The sequence below is a fragment of the Photorhabdus sp. RM71S genome (assembly GCF_042879355.1).
Taxonomy (GTDB): domain Bacteria; phylum Pseudomonadota; class Gammaproteobacteria; order Enterobacterales; family Enterobacteriaceae; genus Photorhabdus; species Photorhabdus kayaii.
Map to the genome: position 1 here is coordinate 1 of NZ_JBHFKV010000109.1, position 2,387 is coordinate 2,387.

A 2,387-nucleotide genomic window follows, 5' to 3' on the forward strand; every position below is an offset into this window, starting at 1 on the left:
CGCACTAGGTACAAAACGTTCAGAAACATTTTGGAACCGCAAAATCGTATTGGGTTCAACCCCGACTGTAAAAGGCGCCAGCCGTATTGAAAAGTCATTTGGCGATAGTGATCAGCGTTATTACTACGTCCCATGCCCTCACTGTAATGAATATCAGGTTCTTGAATGGGGCGGCCCAGATACACCTTACGGTATCAAATGGGACAAAGACGAACACGGAGAAGGGATACCGGATACCGCTTATTACGTTTGTCGTCATAACGGATGCGTGATCCATCATAACGAAAAAGCCGGCCTGGTAAAGCGCGGAGAATGGCGGGCAACCAAACCATTTAAAGGTCATGCTGGTTTTCATATCTGGGCGGGTTACAGTCTGTTTCCTAACGCTGCGTGGAAATACTTAGTTGCTGAATGGCTGAGAGTGAAAAATGACCCGCTGATGCGTCAGACATTTATCAACCTGGTTCTGGGTGAACCGTATGAAGATCGGGGCGAGAAAGCATTGAGTGAAAGAAAACTCCTTGAGCGCTGTGAAGTCTTTGCTGCTGAGGTACCGGACGGCGTTGCGGTTCTGACGGCGGGTATTGATACCCAAGATGATCGCTTTGAAATAGAAGTCATTGGCTGGGGCCGGAATGAAGAAAGCTGGTCTATTGCTTATGACGTGATCGAGGGCGATTTAGAAACTGATGAGCCGTGGAAACGCTTAGATCACTATCTAAAACAAATCTGGCGCCGTGCTGATGGACGCGGTTTTACTATCATGGCGGCATGCATGGACTCTGGCGGACACCACACCCAACAAGTCTACGAATTCTCAAAAGCCAGAATAGGCAGAAGAATATGGGCGATAAAAGGGGAATCGGCTCGCGGCGGTAAACGCTCCCCAGTGTGGCCGACCAAAAAACCGACATCCCGTACTAAGTCAAGTTTCAAGCCTATCATTCTCGGTGTTAATGCGGCTAAGGATACGGTCCGGGGGAGATTACATATTAATCCACCGCGACCCGGTGAGGCAGCGGCAAGCTATATGCACTTTCCGGCAGACAGGGATCTGAATTATTTCAGTCAATTGTTAGCGGAACGTTCAGTGCTCAAAGAATCAGGCGGGCAGCGTTTCCGAGTGTGGGAGCAATTACCGGGCCGTGCTAATGAAGCGCTGGACTGTCGGGTTTATGGTTATGCTGCGCTGTGTGGCTTGCTGCATATGGGACTAAAACTGAATGCACTAGCCACAAGCATCACAGAAAATCCGGGCAGATTATTGCCCCCACCCGCAGAGCCGGAAGAAAAGCCAAGCTTGCAATATCCCGGCGTTATTATTCAGGAACCGGAAAAGCCAAAACGAAAACGTATGTCTCAACTTTTGCCCTCTTAACCCTCGGCTATCTCAAGGATATTTATGTTTAACAGAAACACGAGTTTATTAGCGGGTGCGATGACGCGTGAGCAACTGCAAGATGCGCTAGCGAAAGCTCAACAGGCTTATATCGATCTGGCGACGGGAAGCCGGGGCGTGTCTTTTTCTTACACGCAGGGAGACGGCACGCGTTCAGTTTCGTATCAACAAAGCTCGCTGGCGGATTTACTGGCGCTGATCCAACTCTTACAAGCCCAACTGGGCATTGTCTCACGGCCACGGCGCCCGATAAGGCTCAGGTACTGATATGAGTGAAATACGAATTCTAGGCCCAAACGGGCAGCCGTTGCCGCCATCACGTCCGAAGCTGTCTATGCTGGTTGGCGGTAGTCGTGTTCCGTATGACGCCGCCGACACATTCAGTGATCAGCTGGCGAACTGGCAGCCGGCGCTGTGGTCGCCAGACAACGAAATCAATATCTATCGCGACCGGATTGTGTCGCGTGTCCGTGATTTGGCAAGGAATGATGGCTGGGCCAGCGGTGCGATCACCCGAGTTCTTGACAATGCTATCGGGGCTAATTTCCGTCCCATTATCAAACCTGATTACCGGATGCTGGCGCTAATGACAGGGAATAAAGCGTTTGATGCAACCTGGGCTGATGAGTATGGGAAAGTAGTTGAAGCACACTGGCGTTCATGGGCTAACGATCCCGGTCGCTATTGTGACGTTGAGAGAAAGCAAACTGTTTCACAGATGTTGCGTTTGGGTTTCCGGCATAAGCTGTTAGATGGTGATGCGCTTGCGGTGCTGCAATATCGAACAGACAGGTTAGGACCCGGCAAGGGGCGTTATGCTACGACAATTCAAATTGTGGACCCAGACCGACTCAGCAACCCACAACAGAATTTCGACATGCCACATATTCGCGGCGGTGTAGAGATAGACGATGACGGTGCCCCTACGTTTTACCATATTCGAGAGGCCCATATTGGCGACTGGTGGAGCGGCGCAAAAACCATGACA

3 protein-coding genes are annotated in these 2,387 nt (G+C 50.7%); all 3 read left to right on the forward strand.

Translation table 11 applies throughout. The features are described from left to right. Positions 1-1,378 (forward strand): phage terminase large subunit family protein (locus tag ACGF5R_RS23735; RefSeq protein WP_387693071.1); only part of this gene is annotated, 1,378 nt, incomplete at its 5' end. Between the two features lie 24 nt (positions 1,379-1,402). Beyond that, complete coding sequence (gene gpW / locus ACGF5R_RS23740) at positions 1,403-1,666, forward strand: gpW family head-tail joining protein (RefSeq protein WP_036847803.1); 264 nt, start codon at positions 1,403-1,405, stop codon at positions 1,664-1,666. A 1-nt stretch (position 1,667) separates the two neighbouring features. Continuing rightward, the coding region (locus ACGF5R_RS23745) for a phage portal protein (RefSeq protein ID WP_387693073.1) at positions 1,668-2,387 on the forward strand (720 nt) is incomplete at its 3' end.

Bases quoted from the DNA above. Each gene is read 5' to 3' on its own strand.
- gpW (WP_036847803.1), top strand. From the start codon at position 1,403: ATGTTTAACAGAAACACGAGTTTATTAGCGGGTGCGATGACGCGTGAG.